The following is a 24,406-nucleotide window of genomic DNA, read 5'->3' as shown; positions in this document are numbered from 1 at the left end:
ACGCGGTGCGACGTGGACGCGCTCCTCATCGCCGGCGACATCGGCGCACGGCAGGTCGCGCTCGACCTTACAAGGAAGGTGAACGGCACGGCTGGCGGCGGGCCCGGGAAGGGCCACGGGAAGGGAATCGCGGGCAATGCTGCCCCGGAAGCCGGCGCACCCCAAAAGCTCTGAACCTGCGCCGCCCCCATAGGCGACGAAAGCACCGTGGGTCCGGTGGGCGGCGGTCGCATCAGCGGGGGCGGTGGGCGCTCGACGGTGGATCGAGGACATCGAGCTTCATTCGGGCCTCCGCAGGGCGTCGAGTATGCGCGACGCCACCTCGGCAGGCGAGAGGTGCGTCGTGTCGATCAGCTCTTCAAGATCTTAACGGTTTTTCCGGATCTCGGCATTGAGCAGCAGCGATACCTTGGGCTCCCGAAACTCGTTCGACGGACGGCAGTCCACGCGCGCGAGGAGCGTGTCGTCCTCGGCGTACAGCGACACGATTCGATGGCTCGCGCCGGGCTCGGTCGTGAGCTCCTCGACGAACGCCTTCAGCTTGCCTCGACGAAACGTGTCTACCACCACGACGGGCCGAAACTTGCGTTCGAGGAAGCTCCTGATGATTGCCCGCGTGACCCCCAGCGCGACGAGGTGGTGCTCGGTATCGACCCAGCGGACGGACGCGATCGTCTTCGAGCGCCGGTCGTACAGCGCGATCGGCATGCTGAGCAATCGCATGGAGAAGGCTCGCGTTCCACGAGTACGAAATCTCACACCCGAGTGACACCTGTCGCGCTCGACGCACGCGTCCCCGTTCAGATGGCGCGGTGACCTGGATCGCACGAACGGAAGCTGTCCGAGATTCCTTGACGCCCTGGTCGAGGTTCTGTAATTCCTATTGTGCCGTGGGGACATCCACGTCTCGCGGGGTGGACAGATAGGGGTCAGGCATGTCCCAGTCCGAGGACAACGACGCGACGATTTATAAGGTCGTCGTCAATCACGAAGAGCAGTATTCCATCTGGCCTGCGTCGCGCGAGAACCCCCTCGGGTGGCGCGACGCGGGCAAGACAGGCACCAAGCAGGAGTGCCTCGAGCACATCGAGCAGGTGTGGACGGACATGCGTCCACGCAGCTTGCGCGAAAAAATGGGCTCTGGGGCGCCGTGAACGCAGGGCTTTGATGTGCATGCGCCTTCAATGAAGGAGGGGCTGCCGGAGCGGCCCGTCAATTCCCACAATGAGTGGGATCCCCTCGAAGAGGTGATCGTTGGGCACGTCGACGGGGCCATGTTCCCGTCGTGGCACCTCATCACCCGGGCGACGATCCCACCCGACGCGCACGAGCTCCATGCGATGCTCGATCTGGTCGGCGAGGAGGCGATCCCCATCCCCGACGAGCAGATCCTCGCCGCCCAGCGGTGCCTCGACGAGCTCGTCCACATCCTCGAAGGCGAAGGCGTGACGGTGCGGCGGCCGGGGCCGTTCGACTTTTCCGCCCCATTCCAGACTCCATCGTGGCACGTGGGTGGCGGATTCTGCGCGGCCAATCCGCGGGACGTCTTCCTGGTCGTGGGCGACCAGATGATCGAGGCGCCCATGGCCGATCGTGGGCGTTTCTTCGAGGCGCAGCCCTACCGCGCTCTGCTCCGCGAGTACTTCCGGCGCGGCGCGCGCTGGGTCGCGGCGCCGAAACCCGTGCTCGACGACGCGCTTTACGCGCCTGACGCCCCCCGGCTCGCCAAGCCGGGCACGATCGGGTTCGTGACGACCGAGCATGAGCCCGTGTTCGACGCGGCGGACTTCGTCCGGTGCGGGCGCGACATCTTCGCCCAGCGCAGCCACGTCACGAACCGCGCCGGCATCGAGTGGCTGCGGAGGCACCTCGGCGAGGGTTATCGCGTGCACGAGCTCGAGGTCAAGTGCAAGCAGGCGATGCACATCGACACCACGTTCATGCCGCTCGCCCCGGGGAAGCTGCTCGTGAACCCCCATTTCATCGACGTCGACAAGCTGCCAGCGTTCGTCAGGAAGTGGGATATCCTCGAGGCGCCGCCGCCCGTCGTATCGGAGGCGCAGCAGAGGAGCCCGGTCAGCATCTGGATGAACATCAACGTCCTGATGCTCGACGAGAAGCGGGTGCTCGTGGAGCGGAGGCAGGAGCCGACGATCAAAGCGCTCCGGGACTTCGGCCTGGAGCCCATTCCCTGCAATTTCGCGAGCTACACGCCCTTCGGCGGCTCCTTCCACTGCGCCACCCTCGACGTGCGGCGCCGCGGGGAGCTCGCTTCGTATTTTTGAATCGAATCGCGCGGGGCGGCCTCGGCAGGGCCGCAGAGAGAAGAGCCACGATGGCGGACGCGCAGCGGATCGAGAGCAAGCAGGACGAAGGCGAGCCGATCGAGCCGCTCCTCGCGCGAATCTGGGCCGAGACGCTCGGGCTGAAGCACGTCGGCGTGCACGATAATTTCTACGAGATTGGCGGCGACTCCATCCTGAGCATCCACATCGCCGGCAAGGCGGCGCAGGAGGGATTGATCTTCAGCCCGGTGGAGCTCATGCGCCACGGGACCATCGCTGCGCTTTCGCCCGTCGTTCGCCGCGCGAAGAGCCCCGCCGAGGAGGCTCCCCAGGCCGGCCCTGTCCCCCTCACGCCCGTCCAGCGTCTCTTCTTCGGGCTCGGCCTGTCCGCCCCTCATCACTGGAACCAGGCGTATGTGCTCGAGCCGCTCGAGCCGCTCGACCGCGAGCAACTCGAGCATGCATTCGCGCACGTGGCCGCGCACCACGACGCCCTGCGCATGCGTTATGAAGGGCAGGGGAGCGAGGTCGTTCAGAGCCACGATCCCTCGCAGGAGGCGCCGCGGGTCGAGCGCATCGATCTCTCGTCCCTCCCCGAGGACGCGCAGCGGAAGGCACGCGCGCGGGCCATCGACGCCCTCCAGGCGAGTTTCGCGCTCGACCGGGGCCCGCGCATCCGCGCCGCGCTCTTCGACCTGGGCACCGGCCGGCAGATGCTCTTCATCGCCGTCCATCACGTGGTGGTCGATGGAGTGTCCTGGAACGTGATCCTGACGGACCTCGAACGCGCCTACAGGCAGCTTCGAAGCGGAGAGCCCGTGAGGCTACCGCCGCGGACGACGTCGTTCCAGGCGTGGGCAAGGCGGCTCGAGCAGCACGCACGGTCCCCCGAGCTCTTGCGGGAGCTGTCGTTCTGGCAGCAGCACCCCTGGGACGCGATCGCGCCCCTGCCCGTGGATGGTCCTGGGAGCAGGAACACGGTCGAGGCGTCCGAGGCCATCACCTTCGAGCTCGACGAAGAGATCACGGGCGGGTTGCTGAGGGAGGCCGCGGCCTTTCACGGAGCCAAGATCAACGAGCTGCTCCTCGCGGCGCTTTTCCTCGCGCTTCGCGCGTGGAGCGGCCAGACGACGTTGCTCGTCAACGTCGAGGGCCACGGACGCGAGGATCTCTTCCCCGACGTCGATCTCTCACGCACCGTCGGTTGGTTCACGACGGTCTTCCCGGTGTGCGTCGGGCTCCCGGCCTCGGATTGCGGCAGTGCCGTCGGGGCCGTGCACGAGGCGCTCTCGCGCATCCCCCGCCACGGCATCGGCTTCGGCCTCCTGCGCTACCTGAGCGGGGACGAGGCCGCCGCTCGGTCGCTCGCCGCGATTCCCCGAGCCGAGGTCAGTTTCAATTACCTCGGCCAGTGGGATCACGTCCTCAAGGACTCCTCGCTCCTGCGTCTCACGGCCGAGCCCGCGGGAGAGGCGCGCGCCCCAGTCGATGCGCGCCTCTACCACTTCGAGGTGGAGGCTCGTGTCTTCAACGGCAAGCTCCAGGGCTACCTCCGCTACGGCACGGAGCTACACCGGCGCGAGACCGTCGAGGCGCTCGTCCAGTCGTTCCTGGAGAACACACGGGAAATGGTGCGCGTCGCGCAGCGGGCGGACGCCAGGACGACGGCCTCGCGCGGGGACGTCTACCCCCTCACGCCGATGCAGCTCGGCATCTTGCACCATACCCTCATGCACCCGGGGTCCGGCGAATACGTGGTGCAATGGCTCGGCGACATCGCCGGCGATCTCGACGCCGAGGCGTTCGCCCAGGCGTGCGGCGACCTCGCGTCGCGCCACGCCCCGCTCCGCACCGCGTTCGCCTGGGAGAACCTGGGCGAGCCCGTGCAGGTCGAGCACGCCTCCGCCGCCGTGCCGTTCCGCCTGCTCGACGAGCGCCACATCGATCCGGCCGAACGCCCGCGCAGGCTGTCGGAGCTCTGCGACGAAGACCGCCGGCAGGGCTTCGATCCACGCGAGGCGCCGCTCTTTCGTGTGGCGCTCATCCGCTGGGCAGAGCGAGCTCACACGCTCTTCTGGAGCTTCCACCACCTGATCCTCGACGAATACAGTAGCCCCCTCCTGTTCGAGGAGCTCCTCCGTCACTACGACGCCCGGCGGCGCAAGGTCAGGCTCACCCTCGCCCCGCCTCCGTCGTTCCGTGCCTTCGTGGCGTGGCAGAGGTCCGCGGGCACCTCGGAAGCCTACTGGCGCGAGGCGCTCTTCGGTCTCGCCGGCCCGACGACCCTCGGCATCGAGCAGCCCGCCTCCGCCGCTCCGCGCCGTGACGAGGTGCGCACGCGCGTCGTGCCGGCCGCCGTCGAGGCCGAGATCCGTGCCTTCGCCCGGCGGGAGCGCGTCCCCCTGAACACGGTGCTCACCGCCGCCTGGGCGATCCTGCTCAGCTGCTACGCCCACGAGACCGACGTCGTTTTCGGCCTGACCGTCTCGGGCCGATCCGCCCCCGTGACCGGCGTCGACAACCTGGTAGGCAACCTCCTCAACACGTTGCCCCTGCGGGTCATGTTGCGCGGCGACGAGCCCCTCTCCGCGTTTCTCTCGCGGCTCCACGGCCAGATCCTCTCGCTTCGGGATCACGAGGCAAGCTCGCTCGCCCGTATCGGCGCTCTTTGCGGCGTGGCCTCCGCGCGCTCGCTGTTCGAACACATCCTCGTCTTCGATCACCTCCCGGAGCGCCTGTCGCATCCAGAGCTCGACATCTCGAACGTCCGGACCCTCGAGCGCACCAACTACCCGCTCAACATGATCGTGCTCCCGGACGGCGCCATCGTGCTGCGCGCGCTGTTCGATGCCCGACGCCTGCCGCCGCCCGCGGTCGAGGCCCTGCTCGCCCACTTCGAGCAGCTCCTCGCGCGGATGCCCGAGCACGCAGCCTCTCCTGTGGATGTCCTCCCCTGGGGCGCCCCCGCCCCGGAGGCGCCCGCCACGCAGGAAGACCAGGCGCCCGCTGCGCCATCCCTCCACGCCGCGCTCACCGCCATCGCCCACCGCGCCCCCGACGCGATCGCGCTCGTCGAGGATACCCGGCGGATGAGCCGCGCGGAGCTCGACCAGCGTGCCCGCCGCCTGGCCCGCCATCTCCGCAGTGCCGGCGCGCGTCCCGGCGCCGTGGTCGCGCTGTGGCTCGAGGGGACGATGGAAACGGTCGTCGCTCTCCTTGCCATCCTGGCGACCGGCGCGGCCACCCTGCCCATCGAGGCGAGCACGGACGGCGCGCGCCTCGGCAGGCTCCTCGGCCAGTCAGGCGCGATCGTCATCCTGGAGCCCGGCCCAGCGCGCCGCGTGGAGGGTTTTCCCGTCCTCCGGGTCGCCGACGCCGAGGCTCTGGCCCTGCGCGAGCCTGACGCGCCGCTCGCCGACGAGGTGCGCCCCGGCGATCCCGCGTTCTTTCACGAGGTCTCCCCCGGGTGCATGGTTGCCGTGCCCCATGCCGCGCTCGCGGGCCTCGCGCGTGACGAGCGCCTCGCGCCCGCCGAAGGTGAGCACGTCGGGCTCGTGCTGGACGAACGCACCCTCCTGCACGCGGTCGCGTGGAGCCTCGCCGCGGGGACGTGCCTCCACTTCGCGCCGGAAGGCGCGCGCCAGGGGGGCGCTCGGCTGCGCGACTGGATCGTCGCTGAAGGCGTCACCGCCCTCCATGCCCCTGCCGCGCACGCGCTTGGTCTCCTTTCGCCCTCGCTCCCTCCGTGCGCGCTCCGACGCGTCTTCACGTACGTCGAGCCCCTCACGCTCCGACCGCCGCCCGGGCTCGCCTGGGAGCTCGTATCCCTCGTCGGCCCCCCCGAGACCGCGTTCGCCGGGGTCGCGCTCGTCTGGTCGAGCGGAGCGCGAGCGCCCGCGTGCCATGCCGTCGGCGGACGGCGCGCGGCGATCGTGGACCGCGCCGGCCACGAGGTCCCCCCGGGGGTGCCCGGGGAGCTCGCGATCCGCGTCGGGAACCTGCCGCGGGTAGGCACGAGGCTCCGTGCCACTGCAACGGGGCAGGGGACACTGCGGCTGCTCGGCCGCGTCGATCGGGGAGGTCGCATCCGAGGCGAATGGCTCGACGCCATGGAAATCGAGTCGCTGCTCCTCGATGCGTCGGAGGGCGTCGCGGCGGTCGTGGCCGCGCGCGAGAGCGGAGACGTCGCAGGAAAGGCCCAGCGTCCACGCTTGCTCGCCTGGGTCGTGCCGCAGCCGGGCCGGGCGATCGACGAGCCCGCGCTGCTCGCCTCCGTACGCGGCGCGCTGCCCGAGCACCGCGTGCCCGAGGCCGTCGTCGCCCTCGACGCCCTGCCCCTGACGGCCGCAGGAGCGCTCGACAGAAGCGCGTTGCCCGCGCCCGAGCGCTCGGCTCCCCCCGCGGATGACGCGCCCCGCACCGAGGAGGAGCGCATCCTCGCGCGCATCTGGGCCGAAGTCCTCCAGGTGCCGCGGGTGGGTCTCCGCGACGATTTCTTCGACCTCGGCGGCGACTCCATCCTGTCCTTCCAGATCATCGCCCGTGCCGGACGCGCCGGGCTCGTCATCACGAACAGCCAGATCTTCGAGCACCACACCGTCGAGAAGCTCGCCAAGGTGGCGCGCAGCAAGCGCTCCGCCCCGCGCGCGCAGGCGTCGACGCAGGCCGTCGCTGCGCCGCTGCTGCCGATCCAGCGATGGTTCTTCGAGCGACCGCCGGCGGCGCCGGCTCACTTTCAGTACGAGCTCCTCCTCCGGCTCGATCCTGCCGTGCGCGCGCCCGTCCTGCGCGCGGTGCTCGAGGCCCTGGTGCGGACGCACGAAGCCCTGCGTGCGCGCTTCCTGGTGCTTCCCGCGGGCGTGGAGCAGCGGATCTCCCCGCCGCGCTCGGGTGAGAACCTCCTCGACGTCGTCCACCTGCCCGCGGGCTCCGATGCCGAGGCCGTGGCGGCCGTCGCCGCCGCGCGCGACCGGCTCGAGCCGCGGCTGCACCTCGCGCGTGGTCCCCTCTTGCGGGCCGTACTCTGGGAGCACGGGGAGGCGGCGCGCCCCCATGTTTTGCTCGTCGTCCATCACCTCGTCGCGGACGTCGTCTCGCTGCGCACGTTGCTCGAGGACCTGCAGTTCGGATGCGAGCAAGCGCTCCGCGGCGCCGCCGTCGAGCTCTACGCCCCCCCCGTCTCCGTCGCCGCGTGGGGAGAGCGCCTGGTGACCTACGCGGAGAGCGAGGCCACGCGCAGCCAACGCGCCCACTGGATCGCGCAGCTCGCCCCCGCGCGGTTGCCGCGGGATCACGAGGGCGACAACCTCGCCGAGGACGCGCGGGTTCTCTCCGTCACGCTCGACGAATCCACGACGAACGTGCTCACGACAGGGCTACCAGCGACGAACGGGACGCGCCCCGCGGAGCTCTTGCTCGCCGCGCTCGGCGTCGCGCTCTCGCGCTGGACGTCCGCTCGAGCGCACTCCGTCTCCGTCGAGGGGCACGGCCGGGCCGACATCGATCCGGACCTCGATCTCTCGCGTACCCTCGGATGGTTCACCGCGATGTACCCCCGGCGGCTCGACGTGTCGGGGACGAAGGATCTGCTGGAGGTGCTCGCGCGGGTCGAAGCCGAGGCGGCCCGCGTGCCGGATGGAGGGATCGGCTACGGCGCGCTCCGATACCTCGCGCGAGATCCGGAGCTCGGCGCGGCCATCGCGGAGCGCGGCGAGCCGGAGGTGAGCTTCAACTTCGTGGGCCGCTTCGATGCGCCTGCTGGCGTGTCTCTGCTCACGTTTGCCGATCCAATCGAGGCGGTCGCGCTGCGCCGTTCGGGCGGACCGCGCAGGCACCTCCTCGAGCTCGACACGTTCGTCACCGCCGGCCGCCTCCGCGCGCGGTGGACGTACAGCGCGCGTGTGCACGACGAGCGCACGGTCCGGACCCTGGCCGAAGACCACCTCGCCGTGGTCCGCGAGCTCGTCGCAGCGGCCTCGTCCTCCACGCAGCGCCGCAAGCGCCCTGCAGACTTTCCCCTCGCCGCGCTCAGCCAGGCGCAGCTCGATCGCATCGTTTCCAGGATCAAGAAGCCGGGAGCCTGATTGCGTATGAACGGCGCGGACATCGTCGACATCTACCCGCTCTCGCCCATGCAGCAGGGGATGCTCTTCCACGACGTCTACGACGGCGGGAAGCAGGGCTATTTCGTGCAGCTCGCGTGCACCCTGCGGGGCCCGCAAGAGCCCGCGATGCTGGAGCGGGCGTGGCAACAAGCGGCCGCGCAGTATCCGGTGCTCCGGACCGTCTTCGCGTGGGAGGGGCTCGACGAGCCTGTCCAGGTGGTGCTCGGCACCTCGAGCCCGGCGCTCGTGCGCGAGGACCTCCGGAGTCTCTCCGCCGCGGAGCAGGAGGCGCGCATCGCGGCGCTGCTCGAGGCCGATCGGGCGAGCCCCTTCGCCCTCATGGAGGAGCCCCCCCTGCGGCTCCTCCTTTGCGAACTCGCGGACGACCGCGCGCGGCTCGTCGTCTCCTTCCATCACCTCCTGCTCGACGGCTGGTCGGGGTTTCTGCTGCTCCGCCGGGTGCTCGGCGCCTACGAGGCGCTCTGCGACGGCCGGGAGCCCGCCTGGCCCGAGAGCCGTCCCTATCGCGACTACATCGCGCACCTGCGTTCGAGGTCGACCGACGTCGCGGACTTCTGGCGCCGCCGCCTCGCCGGCTTCGAAAGCCCCAACGAGATCGACGGCGGCGCGCCGCGCGGCCGAGCGCCGGAACCGCAGGCCGGGCTCGGCGGGACGCGCCGCAGCGACCGGATCCACCACCTCGCCGAGGAGACGACCGCGGCCCTCGCCGAGCTCGCCCGCCGGAGCAAGGTCACGCCGAGCACCCTCATCCAGGGCGCGTGGGCCCTGCTCGTCGGGAGCTACTCCCACCGGGACGACGTCGTCTTCGGCGTGACGGTCGCCAATCGACCGACCGATCTCCCTGGCGCCGAGGAGATGCTCGGCCTCTTCATCAACACGTTGCCGCTCCGGGTCCGGCTGGATCCGGGCGCGTCCGCCCTCTCGTTGTTCGGCGCGATCCAGGCGCAGATGCTCGAGCACTGGGGCTACGACCACACGAGCCTCGCCCAGATCCAGAAATGGAGCGACGTCGGCGGCGGGCGCGCGCTCTTCGATAGCCTGGTCGTCTTCGAGAATTACCGCACCGACGGGGCGCTCGCCGATCTCGGCCGCGTGCGCGTCGAGGACCTCTGGGGGCACGACCAGACGAACTACCCCCTCACGCTCGTGATCATGCCGGGCTCACGCCTCGCGCTGCGGCTGAGCTACGACACCGAGCGGTTCGACGCGCCGTTCGTCGATCGCCTCCTCGCGCACCTCGGAAACCTCCTCGAAGACATCACGCGTCGCCCCGAGGCGCGCCTGGGCGAGCTCGGGTATCTCTCCGCGGCCGAGCTACGCGACCTCGAGGCCTGGAACACCACCGGGGCACCGTTGCCCGAAGACCGCGGCATCCACCGCCTCTTCGAGGCGCAGGCCCGCGAGCGCCCCGACGCCGTGGCGGTGATCGACGGCGACGTGACCGTCACCTACGCGGAGCTCGATCGGCGGGCCGACCGCGTCGCGCGTGCTCTCGTGCGCATGGGCGTCGAGCGAGGGGCGCGCGTCGCGCTGTGCGGCGAGCGCTCGGCGGCGTTCATCGCGGGCGTCCTCGGGATCGTGAAGGTCGGCGCGGCGTACGTGCCGATCGATCCGGGCTACCCGGACGAGCGCATCGAGCTGATGGTGCGCGACACCGGCAGCGCTGCCCTGCTCACGGTGGCGGCGCTCCGCGAGCGCCTCCGTGGTGTCGAGGTTCCGATCCTGGACCTCGAGGCCTCGATGGCGGCGCCGGACAGCGGGGATGAGCCGCTCTTCGTCCCGTGCAGCGGGCGTGATCTGGCCCTCGTCGTCTACACCTCCGGCTCCACGGGCAAACCCAAGGGCGTGCTGCTCGAGCACCGCGCCCTCATGCGTACGTTCTGGGACGCTCGGTACGCCCCGCTCTCGTCCACGGATCGGGTGGCCCACATCTCCAACGTCTGCTTCGACGCGGCCATCTGGGAGATCTGGAGCGCGCTCTCGCACGGGGCGCGCGTGGTGGTTTTTCCAAAGGACACCGTGCTGTCTCCGCGCGAGCTCGTCGCGGGGATCACGCGACATGGCATCACCGCGATGCTCCTCACCACGGCCCTGTTCAACTACGCCGTGGATGCCGCGCCCGAGGCGCTCGGCGGGCTGTCGTATCTCCTCTTCGGCGCGGAGAAGGCCGATCCGGCGCGCGTACGCCGCCTGCTCGAGGTGGGCAAACCCAGGCACCTCGTGCACATGTACGGCCCCGCCGAGTCCACGATCTACGCCTCCTCGCACGAGGTCACGCGCGCCGAGGACATCACCGACGTGGTCCCCATCGGGCGGCCCCTCGCCAACACCACCGTGTACGTGCTCGACCGCCTTCTCTGTCCCGTTCCCACGGGCGTCGCGGGCGAGCTGTACATCGGCGGCGACGGGCTCGCGCGTGGGTATCACGCGCGGCCCGGGCTCACGGCCGAGCGCTTCCTGCCGAACCCCTTCGGCCCGCCGGGCGGGCGGCTCTACCGCACCGGCGACGTCGTGCGGCGCGGCCCGAGCGGCGACCTCGTGTTCGTCGGGCGCGTCGACCGGCAGGTGAAGATCCGCGGCTTCCGCATCGAACCCGGAGAGATCGAGGAGGCCCTGCGCCGCCACCCCGCCGTGCGCGACGCGGTCGTGACCGTGGTCGTCGAGGACGACCACAAGCGGCTCTGCGCCTACGCCGCCTGCGATACGTCCGACGCTCGGGTCGAGCCCGAGGCGCTGCGCGCCTTCCTCGCCGAGCACCTGCCCGATTACATGGTGCCCGCGAGTTTCGTCGTGCTCGACGAACTCCCGCTCACGCCGAACGGCAAGGTCGATCGCGCGGCCTTGCCCGTCGCGCGTCTGGCCCCGCGCGAGCCCACGGCTCCCCGGACCGACGTCGAGCGGACCCTCTGCGCGCTCTGGGCGGAGCTACTCGGCGTGCCCGCGGTGGGCATCGACGACAACTTTTTCGCGCTCGGCGGAGACTCGATCATCAGCCTGCGCGTCGTCGGCCGCGCGCGCGAGGCCGGCGTCCCGCTCACCCCGCGGCTGCTCTTCAAGCACCCGACCATCGGCGCGCTCGCCGCCGCACTCGCCGGGAGCGAGGTCGCCCCGGAGGCCACGCAGGCAAGCGCCACGGGCCCGGTCCCCCTCACGCCCATCCAGCGCTGGTTCTTCGATCTCGGCCTGTCGAACGTCCATCACTTCACGCAGACCTTCCTCTTCGAGCTCGGCCGGCCCCTCTCCGCCGACGTGCTCACGCGTGCCCTCGCCGCCGTCGTCGCCCACCACGGCGCGCTGCGGCTGCGCTTCCGCCGAGCGGACGACGGCGCATGGACGCAGGCGTGTGTCGAGACGACCGAGCCGCCCGTCGTGCGCGACATCGATCTCTCCGCCGCGACGGACGTGGATCGTGCCCTGCGGGACGAGGCCCGCGCGCTCGCCGCGACGCTCGACATCGGCGCCGGCCCGTTGCTCGCGGCGGCGCGGGCGTGCCTGGGATCCGGCCGGCCCGATCGGCTGCTGCTCAGCGTTCACCACCTCGCGATCGACGTCGTCTCCTGGGGGATCCTGCTCTCGGACCTCGAGCGCGCCTGCCAGCAGCTCGAGGGCGGCGCGCCCGTCCGTTTGCCGCCCGAGGTCACCTCGTGGAAGCGGTGGGGCGAGGCGCTCTCGGCGCTCGCCCGGCAGGACGCCCTCCTTGCCGAACGAGCATACTGGCGCGAGCAGGTCGTCGAGCCCGATCTGCCCGTCGACTTCGTGGGCGGCGTCGGCACGCTCGCGGGCCGCCGGGTGGTCTCGGTCGAGCTCGACGCGGACACCACCGAGGTGCTCGCGGCGCGGGCGAACGGCGCGTACGACACACGCCCGCTCGATCTGCTCCTCGCCGCGTTCGCCCGCGCGGTCTGCCGCTGGTCGGGCCGCCGCGCCCTGTCCGTGTCGCTCGAGCGCCATGGCCGCGAGGATCTCGACGAGGGCCTCGACGTCTCCCGCACCATCGGCTGGTTCACCACGATCGCGCCTGTCGCCCTCGTGGCCTCGGAGGGCGGCGATCCGGGCGAGGACATCCAGCAGACGCGTGCCCGGCTCGGCGCCGTCCCGCGTGGAGGGATCGGCTACGGCTTGCTCCGCCACCTGCGCGACGACCCGGCCATCGCGGCCGAGCTCGCCGCCAGCCCGGCCGTGAGCTTCAACTACCTCGGGCGCTCCGACGCGACGTTCGGCCCTTCGACGTTCGCGCTCGTCGACGAGATCCGCGAGGCGGCGATCGCAGGGGAAGGGCAGAGCCCCCACCTGTTCGACGTCGTCTGCGTGATCCGGGGCGGCAAGCTGCGGGTCGAGTGGCAATACAGCGAGGAGCGGCACGCCCGCGCGACCGTCGAGCGCCTCGCGGCCTCGTACCTCGAGGAGCTCTGCACCCTCGCGGCCCATTGCCTGCCGCTGTCCCGATCGGGGCGGTCCAGGCTCTCGGACGAGCTCGCGAGCACCCTCTTCGGCGGCGCCGATCGCGTCGAGGACGCGTATCCCCTGACGAGCACGCAGGAGGGCCTGCTCTTCCACGAGCGCGACGAGCGCGGCGAGCAGCTCTACATGGAGCAGATCTGCTTCGAGCTCGCGGGCCCTGTCGATCGGACCCGCCTCGAGGCCGCTCTCGGGGAGGTCGCCGCGCGCCACCCCGCGCTCCGTACGCAGTTCGTCCGCGACAACGCAGGCGAGGCGCTCCAGGTGGTCGTGCGGGGCTTCGTTCCTCCCGTGCGCGCCGTCGATCTGCGCGCGACGGGCGCCGCGCTCTCCGCGCTCCTCGCCGAGGAGCGGGCGGCGGTCCATCCGTTCCGCGCGCCGCCGATCCGGGTCCTGTGCGCCGAGCTCGAGGACGCGCGCTTCGCGCTGGCCTTCACCTTCCACCATGTCCTGCTCGATGGCTGGTCGGTCTCGCTGGTCGTCAACCAGCTCTTCGACGTGTACCGGAGCCTCGGCGCCGGCGCGTCACCGCCGCGGCCCGAGGTCCGGCCCTACCGCGATTTCATCGACTGGCTGCAGAAGCGGCCCGCCTTCTCCGAGCTCTACTGGCGCGAGGCCCTCGACGGCTTCGACGCGGGGGCGCGCTTGCCGGCCGCCTCCACCGCCGCGCCGGGCGGGGGGATCCGCGAGGCCGAGGCCACGCTCGACGCGCGCGCGACGGCCACGATCAAGGCCCTCGCGCAGCGCGAGCACGTCACGACGAACACGATCGCCGAGGCCGCGCTCGCCCTCGTGCTCGGCCGGTATCTCGGGACGAACGACGTGATCTTCGGCGTGACCGTCGCGGGGCGCCCCTACGAGCTCGCGGGCGTCGAGGCGATGGTGGGCCTGTTCATCAACACGCTGCCGCTGCGCCTGTCGTGGCGCGCCGACGCGCCCGTCTCCGCCTTGCTCGCGGCAACGCACGAGGCGGCGCAGCGCCTCGGGCAACACGAGCACGACGCGCTCGCGCACGTTCAGCGCTCCTGCGGCGCGGGGGGCGGGCTCTTCGAGGTCCTGTTCGTCTTCGAAAACTACCCGCTCGATCGGTCCTTCCTGGACGAGACGACGGGCTTGCGTGTCGTCGACGTGTCCTCGCGCGAGCGGACGAACTACCCGCTGACCATCGCCGTCCTGCCCGGAGAGGAGCTCTCTCTGCGGGCGATCTACGACGTCGGGCGGCTCGGCGAGGGGTTTGGCGAGGCGATCCTCGGCCACCTCGCCCGCGCGCTCGCCGCGCTCGCCGCGTCGCCGGGGTCGAGGGTCTGTGACCTCGCGCTGGTGTCGGAGGAGGAGCGCAGGCGGGTGCTGGTCGAATGGAACCAGACCGACGCGGAGTATCCGCGCGACGCGGCCCTCGGCGCCGTGTTTTCGGCCGAGGCGCGCAAGCACCCGCATGCGACGGCCATCACGCACGGGGATCGGACGCTTTCGTACGGCGAGCTGGAGGTGCGGGCAAACCGGCTCGCGCACCGGCTGCTCTCGCTCGGGGTGGGGCGTGAAGCGCGCGTGGGCGTGTGGCTCGAGCGCTCGACGGATTTCGTGGTCTCGGTGCTCGGAATCCTGAAAGCCGGCGCGGCGTACGTCCCGCTCGACCCCGCGTACCCGGACGAACGGCTGCGGTACATGCTCGAGGACGCTGGATGCCGGCACCTCCTCGGGCGGCGCGCGGAGCTCGGGCGCCTCGGGGGCACGGGCTTGGCGCTGCTCTGCGTGGAGGACGAGCTCGACAGGGTCGCGCGCCTGGATCCGGAGAACCACGACGAGGATCCCGGCGTGGCGTGGGGCGGCGATGCGCTCGCCTACGTGATGTACACCTCGGGTTCGACGGGCCGGCCGAAGGGGGTGATGATCCCGCACCGGGGCGTCATGCGGATCGCGGTCAACAGCGGCTTCGCGCCGCTCGGCCGCGACGACGTGATGGCCCACCTGTCGAACGTGTCGTTCGACGCGGCGACGTGGGAGATCTGGGGCGCGCTCTTGAACGGAGCGCGGCTCGCGGTCCTCGACCAGGACGAGGTGCTCGGCGACCTGGGCGCGACGCTGCGGGCGCGGGGCGTGACGGCGATGTTCGTGACGGCGGCGCTCTTCAACCGCTGCGTGGACGAGGCGCCGGCGACCTTCGCGTCGGTCGAGCACACGCTGGTGGGCGGCGAGGCGCTCGACGTGACGCGCGTGCGGCGCGCGCTCACCGAGGGTGGGCAACGGCGGGTGATCAACGGCTATGGCCCCACCGAATGCGTGACGTTCTCGGCCACGCACGAGGCGCGCGCGCTCGCCGAGGGAGCCACCTCCGTGCCCATCGGCCGCGGCGTCGGCAACCTGCGCCTCTACGTGCTCGATCGGGATCTGAATCCCGTGCCAGTGGGTGTGCCCGGGGAGCTCTACGTGGCCGGCGATGGTCTTTCGCGCGGGTATGCGAACAGCCCGGCGATGACCGCGTCGAAGCTCGTCCCCGACCCGTTCTCTCGCCACGCCGGCAGCCGGATGTACCGCACGGGCGACATCGTGCGCTGGAACGGCGAAGGCGCGCTGGAGTTCGTGGGCCGCGCCGACGGACAGGTGAAGATCCGCGGCTTCCGCATCGAGCGGGGCGAGATCGAGGCGGTCCTGCGCGAGCACGACGGCGTGACGGACGCCGTCGTGCTGGTGAAGGGCGAGGGCGCGGACAAACGGCTGGTCGCCTACGTGGCGGCGCCGGGCGGGGTGGACGAGCGTGCGCTCCGGGAGCGCTCGAGGGCGCGTTTGCCCGAGTACATGCAGCCGTCGGCGGTGGTGGTGCTCGAGCGGCTGCCGCTCTCGCCAGGCGGAAAGGTGGATCGGTCCGCGCTCGCCGAGCCGACGCGTGAGGGAGCCTCGACGAAGGCCGCGGGCCCGGTGAGCCCCGTCGAGGAGGCGCTCCTCGGCATCTGGTCCGACGTGCTCGGGCGGGGCGACGTCGGCATCCACGACGACTTCTTCGAGCTCGGCGGGCATTCGCTGCTCGCCGCGCGCGTCGTCTCCCGCGTCCGCGCGGTCTTCCAGGTGGACCTGCCGCTGCGCGACCTCTTCGTCGGGCGTACGATCGCGGCCGTCGCCAGGCAGGTCGAGTCGGCGCGCGGCAGGATGCGCCTCGGCGACGCAGGGCCCATCCCCTGCGCCTCGCGTGAGGGCGACCTCCCGCTCTCCTTCGCGCAGCAGCGGTTATGGTTCTTGAGCCGCATGGCGGAGACAGCGTCGCGCGCGTATCACGTCGTCGCGGCCTACCGCCTCGAGGGGCCTTTGCACGAGGAGGCGCTGCGGCGGAGCCTCACCGAGATCCTCGCGCGCCACGAGGCGCTGCGCACCACCTTCCCCTCGGTGGGCGGGCGCCCCTTCCAGGTGATCGGGCCCCCCGAGCCCATCGACCTTTCGGTGCACGATCTCCTCGACGTCGAGGGTCCCGAGCGCGAGGACGCCCTCGCGGCCCTGCTCGCCGAGGAGGCTCGGCGCCCCTTCGACCTGAGCCGCGGCCCGCTCTTCCGCGGCGCCCTCGTGCGCCTCGGCGCCGAGGAGCACGCCCTCGTCCTCTCGATGCACCACATCGTGGCCGACGGCTGGTCGATCGGCGTGCTCTTCCACGAGATGGAGGTCCTCTACGAGGCGTTCGCGCGCGGAGCGCCCTCGCCGCTTCCGCCGCTGCGCATCCAGGTCGCCGATTTCGCGGCCTTTCAGCGGACCCAGCTCGACGGGGCCACGCTCGAAAAGCTCCTCGCGTACTGGAAGCAGCAGCTCGGCCCCACGCCGCCCGTGCTCGAGCTACCTGCCGATCATCCGCGCGGACGGAGCTACTCGTACGCGGGAGGGCACCTCGCGTTCCGGATCCCGCAGCCGCTCGGGGAGCAACTCCGCGCGCTCGCCCGCGCCCGCGGCGCGACCGATTTCATGCTGCTACTCGCCGCGTTCTACACGCTCCTCTACCGACATACGGGGCAAGAGGACATCGCGGTGGGCGCGCCGGCCGCTGGGCGGAGCCACGTCGACATCGAGCCGCTCATCGGCTTCTTCGTCAACACGATCGTGCTGCGGACGAGCCTGGCGAAAAACCTGAGCTTTCTCGATGTGCTCGAGAGGGTCAGGGAGACGACGCTCGCCGCGTACGACCATCAGGATCTGCCCTTCGAGCGGCTCGTCGAGGAGCTCGCCCCGGCGCGTGATCTCGGCCGAACGCCGCTCTATCAGGCGATGTTCACCCTCCAGCGCCCATCGCCGCTGGGGCTCGCGGGTTTGTCCGCGCGGCCGCTCGACGTGCAGCACGACACGGCGAAGGTGGATCTGACCCTCGAGCTGACGCAGGATCCGGAGGGGCTCCTCGGGCGGATCGAGTACAACGCCGACCTCTTCGAGCGCTCCTCCGCCGCCCGGATGGCCGAGCGGTACGTGCGCCTGCTCGAAGCCATCGCGCGGAGCCCCTCGACGCAGATCGGGGACATCGAGCTCATGTCCGCGGAGGAGCGCCGGCGCGTCCTCTTCGAGTGGAACGAGACCGACGCGGACTACCCGCGCGACACAGCGGTCGGCGCCGTCTTCTCCGCGGAGGCACGGAAGCACCAGGATGCGATTGCCATCCTGGAAGGCGAGCAGACGCTGACCTACGGCGAGCTCGAACGCCGGACGAACCGCCTCGCACACCGCCTCCTCGCGCTCGGCGTCGCGCAGGAAGAGCGCGTGGGTGTCTGTCTCGAACGCTCCACCGCCTTCGTCGTCACGGTCCTCGCCATCCTCAAGGCGGGCGCGGCCTACGTCCCCCTCGACCCGACGTACCCGGACGAACGCCTCCACTACATGCTCCAAGACGCCGGCTGCCGCCGGCTGCTTTGCAGCAACGATGCCCTCCAGCGATTCGAGGGCACCTCCTGCGCGCCCCTCTCCGCCGACGACGAGCTCGCGCGGATCGTGCACATGGATCCGGGCGCCCATGACCAGGATCCTGGCGTGGCCTCGGGCGGCGAGGCCCTCGCCTACGTCATGTACACCTCGGGCTCGACCGGCCGGCCCAAGGGCGTGATGGTCCCGCACCGCGGCGTCCTGCGCATCGCCGTCAACAGCGGCTTCGCGCCCCTCGGACCCGACGACGTCATGGCCCACATCTCCAACGTCTCCTTCGACGCCGCCACCTGGGAGCTCTGGGGCGCACTGCTGAGCGGCGCGCGCCTCGCCGTCCTCCATCGCGACGACGTCCTCGGCGAGCTCGGCGCGGCCCTGCGCGCCCGCCGTGTGACCGCGATGTTCGTGACGGCTGCGCTCTTCAACCGCTGCGTCGACGAGGCGCCGGACACGTTCGCTTCGGTCGAGCACCTGCTCGTCGGCGGAGAGGCGCTCGACGCGACGCGCGTGCGGCGCGCGTTCGTCGAAGGAGGGCAGGGGCGGGTGATCAACGGGTACGGCCCCACCGAATGCGTGACGTTCTCGGCCACGCACGAGGTGCGCGCGCTCGCCGCCGACGCCGCCGCCGTCCCCATCGGCCGCGGCGTCGGCAACCTGCGCCTCTACGTGCTCGATGCTCACGGCGACCCGGTCCCTCCGGGCGTGGCCGGAGAGCTCTTCGTGGCCGGCGACGCCATCGCGCGTGGCTACCACGGAAATTCACGCCTGACGGCCGCGCGCTTCGTCCCCGATCCCTTCTCGGCCGCGCCCGGCGGGCGCATGTACCGCACCGGCGACCTCGTGCGCTGGAACGTCGAGGGCTCCCTCGACTTCCTCGGGCGTGCCGACGACCAGGTGAAGATCCGCGGCTTCCGCATCGAGCCTGGCGAGATCGAGGCCGTGCTTCGCGAGCTCTCGGGCGTCGCGGGCGCGATCGTCGTCGTGAAGGGGCAGGGCGCGGACAAACGGCTCGTGGCCTACGTGGAGGCGAAAGACCCGCTGGAGGAGCGTGCCCTGCGCGACCACCTCCGCGCGCGGCTCCCCGAGTACATGCAGCCCGCCGCCGTCGTGCTGCTCGATCGGCTGCCGCTCTCGCCGGGCGGCAAGGTCGATCGAGCTGCCCTGCCGGATCCCACGTCCGCCGCCGTCCCCACGGAGGCCGTGGCGCCCCGCAGCCCGAAGGAGGAGGCGCTGGCGCGAATCTGGGCCGAGGTTCTCGAGCGCGGGAGCATCGGCGTCCATGACAATTTCTTCGAGCTCGGCGGCCACTCGCTCCTCGCGACCCAGGCCATCTCCCGGATCCGCAAGGCGTTCGGCAGGAACGTCCCGCTGCGCAGCCTCTTCGAGGCGCCGACGGTCGCCGAGTACGCGCGGAAATTCCTCGAAGGCGACGGCGCGCCGCCGGACGGAGAAAAAGACAAGACGCAGGCGACGGGGATCAAGCGCCTGGTGCGCCCGCCCCGGCGGAGCAAACCATGAGCGCCGCAAAGCCCTGGGACGAGACGCGCATGGGGCTCGCGCTGGGCACGTCGCTCGGCGAGGTCCTCGCGGCCCGTGCGCACGCGCGCCCCGATTCCGTGGCGCTGGTGCATGGCGAGCAGGTCTACACCTACGTCGAACTCGACCGGCTCGCGAACCGGCTCGCCCACAGGCTTCGCGCGCGGGGCGTGGTCGACGAGGCGCGGGTCGGCATCTGCCTCGAGCGCTCGAGCGCTCTGGTGATTGCACTCATGGCCGTGGTGAAGGCTGGCGGCGCCTACGTGCCGCTCGACCCTTCGTACCCGGACGATCGGCTCCGGTACATGTGCGAGGACGCGGGATGCGCGCTCTTGCTCGGTCGCGCCCAGGAGCTCGCGCGCCTCGGCGGCGAGCGCGCGCGCGGCGTGGATCTCGACGTCGAGCTTCGGGAGCTCGAGGGTCTCGGGCCGTCCCCTGACGACCAGGCGCCGGGCGGCGTCGAAGGCGGCGAGCGCCTCGCCTATGTCATGTACACCTCCGGTTCGACAGGCCGGCCCAAACGGGTGATGATCACGCACCGGGGCGTCCTGCGGCTCGTCGACCACGGCCTGTTCGAATTCGGCCCGGAGGACGTGGCGACGCAGGTGATCAACGCATCCTTCGACGGATCGACGTGGGAGATCTGGCCGACCTTGCTCAGCGGCGCCGCGCTGGTGATCATCGATCGCCCGAGGGTGATGTCACCGACGCTGCCGCATACGCTCTTCGCGCACGGCGTGACGAGCCTGACGCTCCCCACGGCGCTGTTCAACTACTTCGCGGACGAGCTGCCAAACGCGTTCTCCTCGTTGCGGTACGTGATCTTCGGCGGCGAGGCGGCGGATCCGGCGCGGCTCGCGCGCGTGCTGGCGAGCGATCCGCCCGAGCGCCTCGTGAACGTCTACGGCCCGACCGAGACCACGGTCATCTGCGCGATGCACGAGGTAGGCTCGCTCGAACCGGGAGCCACGCGGGTGCCGATCGGACACGCGGTCCGAGGGATCACGCTCCACGTGCTGGACAAGGACCTCGCGCGGGTGGGCGATGGCGAACCCGGGGAGCTTTACGTCGGTGGGGTCGGGCTCGCCCGCGGATACCAGGGCGCTCCGGGCCTCACGGCAGCGCGCTTCTTGCCGGACCCGTTCTCCGCCGAGCCGGGCCACCGCATGTACCGCTCAGGGGATATCGTGCGGCAATTGCCTTCCGGCGCGCTCGAGTTTCTGGGGCGCGTCGACGATCAGGTGAAACTCCGCGGGGTGCGGATCGAGCTCGGCGAGATCGAGGCCGTCCTGCGCGAGCACCCCGCGGTGGTCGACGCCGTCGTCCTCGTGCGGGAGGAGGGCATGACCAAGCGGCTCGTCGCGTACGTGGGCGCGCCGGGCGGGGCCGAGGAGCGCGGGCTGCGCGAGCACCTGAAGGGACGGCTGCCCGAAGCCATGCACCCCTCGACGATCACGGTCCTTCCGCGGCTGCCCGTCTCCCCGAACGGGAAGGTGGACCGCGCTGCGCTCCGCCGGGGCGAGGCGGGGGGGACGTCCGCATGAGCCCCGAGACGCGCTGGGACGAGGCGTGGGTGGACTTGCCGCGCGGCGCGCCGCTCGGCGAGATCCTCGCGGCCCGGGCGCGCGAACGCCCCGACGCCGTCGCCCTCGTGGATGGGGATCGCGTCTACACGTACGCCGCTCTCGACCGGATCACGAACCGACTCGCCCACCGACTGCGCGCGCTCGGCGTCGCGGACGAGGCGCGTATCGGCGTTTGTCTCGCGCGGTCGAGCGCGCTGGTCATCGGCGTCGTGGCCGTCGTGAAGGCTGGCTCGGCCTACGTGCCGCTCGACCCCTCGTACCCGGACGAACGGCTCGGGTACATGCTCGAGGACGCGGGCGCTCGCCTCCTGCTCGGGGGTGCGTCGGGGCACGAGCGTCTGGGGGGCGCGCGCGTGGCCTTCGTGGATCTCGGCGCGGAGATCGCGGCGCTCGAGCAGCTCCCGGCGGGGCCCCAGGACGAGGCGCCGGGCTGCGTCGCGGGGGGCGAGCGCCTCGCGTACGTCGTCTACACGTCCGGCTCCACGGGACGCCCCAAGGGCGTCATGGTCACGCACCGCGGTGTGTTGCGGCTCGCGCGCCACGGCCTGTTCATGCTGGGCCCCGGGGACGTCGTGGCGCATGTCTCCAGCGTGTCGTTCGACGCGGCGACGTGGGAGATCTGGGGCGCCCTCCTGAACGGCGCCACCCTCGTGGTCTTCGATCGGGACACGGTGCTGTCGCCCGAGTTGCCGGAGCAGCTCTTCGCGCACGGGGTGACGGCCATGCTCCTGACCACGGCGCTGTTTCACAGGTTCGCGGACGAGCTGCCCGGGGCCTTCGCGAGCCTGAAGTACATGCTCTTCGGCGGCGAAGCGGCCGATCCCGCGCGGGCCCTGCGGGTGCTGTCCGCGGATCCGCCGGAGCTGCTCGTCAACGCGTATGGCCCCGCGGAGAGCACGGCGATCGCCGCGATGCACGAGGTCCGCTCGCTCGCGCCGGGGGCGACGCGGGTGCCGATCGGGCACGCGGTGCGCGGCCTCCGGCTCCATGTGCTCGATGGGCACCTCGGGCCTGTGCCCGTGGGCACGCCTGGGGAGCTCTACCTCGGTGGAGAGGGCCTCGCGCGCGGCTACCAGGGCGCCCCGGGGCTCACGGCGTCGCGGTTCTTGCCCGACCCTTTCGGCGCGGAGCCAGGCGGCCGCATGTATCGGACGGGAGACATCGTCCGCGTGTTGCCGGATGGCGCGCTCGAGTTCCTCGGACGCGCCGACGATCAGATCAAGATTCGCGGGTTTCGCGTCGAGCCCGGTGAAATCGAGGGTGTGCTGCGCGAGCACACGGCGGTGGTGGACGCGGCGGTGGTGGTGCGGGGGGAGGGGGCCATGAAGCGGCTCGTCGCGTACGTAGACGTAGACGCGAAGGAAGGCGCCGACGAGGCCGCGCTGCGCGAGCACGTCGCGGCGCGGCTGCCCGATTACATGCTCCCGACGAGGATCGTCTTTCTCTCGCGCCTGCCGATCGGCCTCGGGGGAAAGGTGGACCGGCCAGCGTTGAGCCGCGGTGATTTCGATTGAAGAGCCGCCTGGAGGCGGGGTGCGGGGAATCAGGAGAAGAAACGATGTATCGAATCAGCCTGCTCAACATGCCGTTTGCGGGGATTCACGCGCCGTCCATCGCGCTCACGCAGCTCCGGAGTCGACTCGAAGAGCAGTTCGGCGACCGCGTGCGGGTGGATGTGCTCTATTTCAACCAGGACCTCTGCAATTACCTCGGTCACGACGTGTACCAGGCGGTGGTGGGCTCGATGGAGCATCACACGGCGGGGACGGGGGAGTGGTTCTTCCGGCAGGCGGCGTTCCCGGAGGCGCCCGACAACACCGAGGAGTACACGACGCGTTATTTCGCGCACCCCACGCCGCGCACCGCGTCGGTGCTCCGGACGCTCCTCGCCAAGCGCCGGGGGCTCGACGCGTTCCTCTCCGAGCTCGCGGAGACCTACGACCTGAAAGGGGCTCGGATCGTGGGGCTCACGTCCATGTTCTCGCAGAACGCGGCGAGCATGGCGATGGCGCGGAAGCTCAAGGAGCTCGACCCCACCATCGTCACCGTGATGGGCGGCGCGAACTGCGAGCATCCCATGGGCCGGGTGATCGTGAAGAACACCCCGCAGATCGATTACGTCTTCTCCGGCCCGGCGCTCATCAATTTCCCGCAGTTCGTCGAGAACCACATGCGCGGCGAGGCGGCGAAGAACGAGCGCCTCGACGGCGTGTTCACGAAGAAGAACCACACGCGCGAGAAGGACGGCCCCGTGGCGCTCGGCAACAACGTCGCCCCCGCCGGCGCGGAGCTCCCCATCGACGTGCCGGTCGCGCTCGATTACGACGATTTCTTCGCGGCGCTGGAGAAGAACTTCCCGGATCGCCCGACGGAAACGGTGCTCTACTTCGAGACGTCGCGGGGGTGCTGGTGGGGCGAGCGCGCCCACTGCACGTTCTGCGGGCTGAACGGGGCGTCGATGGCGTACCGCTCGATGAAGTCCGAGCTCGCGCTGGACCTCATCCATTCGCTCTTGCGCCGGTACGCCTCGAAATGCAAGGCCTTCCACAGCGTCGACAACATCCTGCCGGAGAGTTACATCGATGAGGTGGTGGCCAAGCTCGAGGTGCCGCCCGACGTGGACCTGTTCTACGAGGTGAAATCGAACCTCACCGAGCGGGACATCGAGATGCTCGCGAAGGGGCGCGTCCTGGCCGTGCAGCCGGGCGTGGAGTCGCTCGCGACCTCCACCTTGAAGCTCATGCGCAAGGGAACGACGTCGTTCCAGAACATCCGCCTCCTCAAGCACTGCGCCCTCCACGGGGTGCAGCCGCAATGGAACCTGCTCATCGGTTTCCCGGGCGAGACGGCGGACACGTACGAGAAATACGTGCGCGACCTGCCGTCGCTCGTGCACCTGCCTTCGCCCACGGGCACGTACCCCGTACGCTTCGACAGGTTCAGCCCTTATTTCACGCAAGCCGAGGAGTACGAGCTCGATCTGCACCCCTTCGATTTCTACGAGCTCGTTTATCCGTTCCCGCAGGAGGACATCTTCGAGATGGCCTATTACTTCGTCGACCGCAATTTCGAGGCCGAGTATTTCGTGGACATGGTGAGCTGGCTCGACAAGGTCCGCGCGCGGGTCGACGCGTGGCGCGATTCGCACGCCCCCGGGTGCGCCCCGCCGGACCTGCATTTCCTGGCGGAGGAAGGGCGGCCCACGGTCATCCGGGATTCGCGCTTCGGCGAGGTGGTCGAGCGTGATGTCGGCGAGCTCGGCCTGAAGGCGCTGCAAGCATTCGAAAAACCCCTTCGACTCTCGACCGTCGTGGGTCATCTCGGGCGCACGCCCGAGGCCGAGGCGACGGTCTCCGCGCTCGTCGACGGCCGAATGCTCTTCCAGGAAGGGGACCTCTACGTGAGCCTGGTCCTGCCCCGGGCGCCGCGCCTTGGCCGAAAGGTCGCGCCGAGCGCGCCTTCGCCGAAGCCCCCCGTCAAGCGCCTCCCGCGAGAGGCGCACAAGCGGACGGGATGAATCTTTGTTTCCGCA

Annotated in this window: 9 protein-coding genes; 8 read left to right on the top strand and 1 reads right to left on the bottom strand. The window is 70.9% G+C overall.

The genetic code is table 11. The annotated features are described in order from the left end of the window. Nucleotides 1-12 precede the first annotated feature (12 nt). Nucleotides 13-174, top strand: a complete 162-nt coding sequence (locus tag QHF83_RS33775) for a hypothetical protein (protein WP_282422136.1) — start codon at nt 13-15, stop codon at nt 172-174. 192 nt (nt 175-366) lie between these two features. On the opposite strand, the gene QHF83_RS33770 is transcribed toward QHF83_RS33775, so the two are convergent. Next, nucleotides 367-723, bottom strand: a complete 357-nt coding sequence (locus tag QHF83_RS33770) for a hypothetical protein (RefSeq protein ID WP_282422135.1) — start codon at nt 721-723, stop codon at nt 367-369. A gap of 212 nt (nt 724-935) precedes the next feature. Here QHF83_RS33770 and QHF83_RS33765 point away from each other — a divergent pair, with 212 nt between their 5' ends. From QHF83_RS33765 to QHF83_RS33735, 7 genes are read left to right on the top strand one after another with little or no spacing between them, the layout of a single operon-like run. Beyond that, the gene (locus QHF83_RS33765; RefSeq protein ID WP_282422134.1) at nt 936-1,154 is read left to right on the top strand and encodes an MbtH family protein; all 219 of its coding nucleotides are present in this window, start codon (nt 936-938) and stop codon (nt 1,152-1,154) included. Between the two features lie 30 nt (nt 1,155-1,184). Continuing rightward, nucleotides 1,185-2,285: an inosamine-phosphate amidinotransferase 1 gene (locus QHF83_RS33760; RefSeq protein ID WP_282422133.1), complete on the top strand. Its 1,101-nt coding sequence runs from the start codon at nt 1,185-1,187 to the stop codon at nt 2,283-2,285. A gap of 50 nt (nt 2,286-2,335) precedes the next feature. Further along, nucleotides 2,336-8,368, top strand: coding sequence for a condensation domain-containing protein (locus QHF83_RS33755; RefSeq protein WP_282422132.1), 6,033 nt, complete (start codon nt 2,336-2,338; stop codon nt 8,366-8,368). 6 nt (nt 8,369-8,374) lie between these two features. Continuing rightward, nucleotides 8,375-19,270: a non-ribosomal peptide synthetase gene (locus QHF83_RS33750; protein WP_282422131.1), complete on the top strand. Its 10,896-nt coding sequence runs from the start codon at nt 8,375-8,377 to the stop codon at nt 19,268-19,270. Further along, a complete protein-coding gene (locus QHF83_RS33745) occupies nt 19,267-20,832 on the top strand; it encodes an amino acid adenylation domain-containing protein (protein ID WP_282422130.1) in 1,566 nt (521 codons plus the stop codon). Before QHF83_RS33750 ends, QHF83_RS33745 begins: the two co-directional genes overlap by 4 nt. Then, a complete protein-coding gene (locus QHF83_RS33740; protein WP_282422129.1) occupies nt 20,829-22,388 on the top strand; it encodes an amino acid adenylation domain-containing protein in 1,560 nt (519 codons plus the stop codon). The genes QHF83_RS33745 and QHF83_RS33740 overlap by 4 nt, the downstream gene beginning before the upstream one ends. Nucleotides 22,389-22,432: 44 nt before the next feature. Then, nucleotides 22,433-24,391: a RiPP maturation radical SAM C-methyltransferase gene (locus QHF83_RS33735; RefSeq protein WP_282422128.1), complete on the top strand. Its 1,959-nt coding sequence runs from the start codon at nt 22,433-22,435 to the stop codon at nt 24,389-24,391. Nucleotides 24,392-24,406 lie beyond the last annotated feature (15 nt).

It is taken from the genome of Polyangium sp. 15x6 (assembly GCF_029960785.1).
Taxonomy (GTDB): Bacteria; Myxococcota_A; Polyangia; order Polyangiales; family Polyangiaceae; genus Polyangium.
The sequence above is the reverse complement of the archived record's forward strand: the minus strand, read 5'-3'. Positions and strand labels throughout refer to the sequence as shown.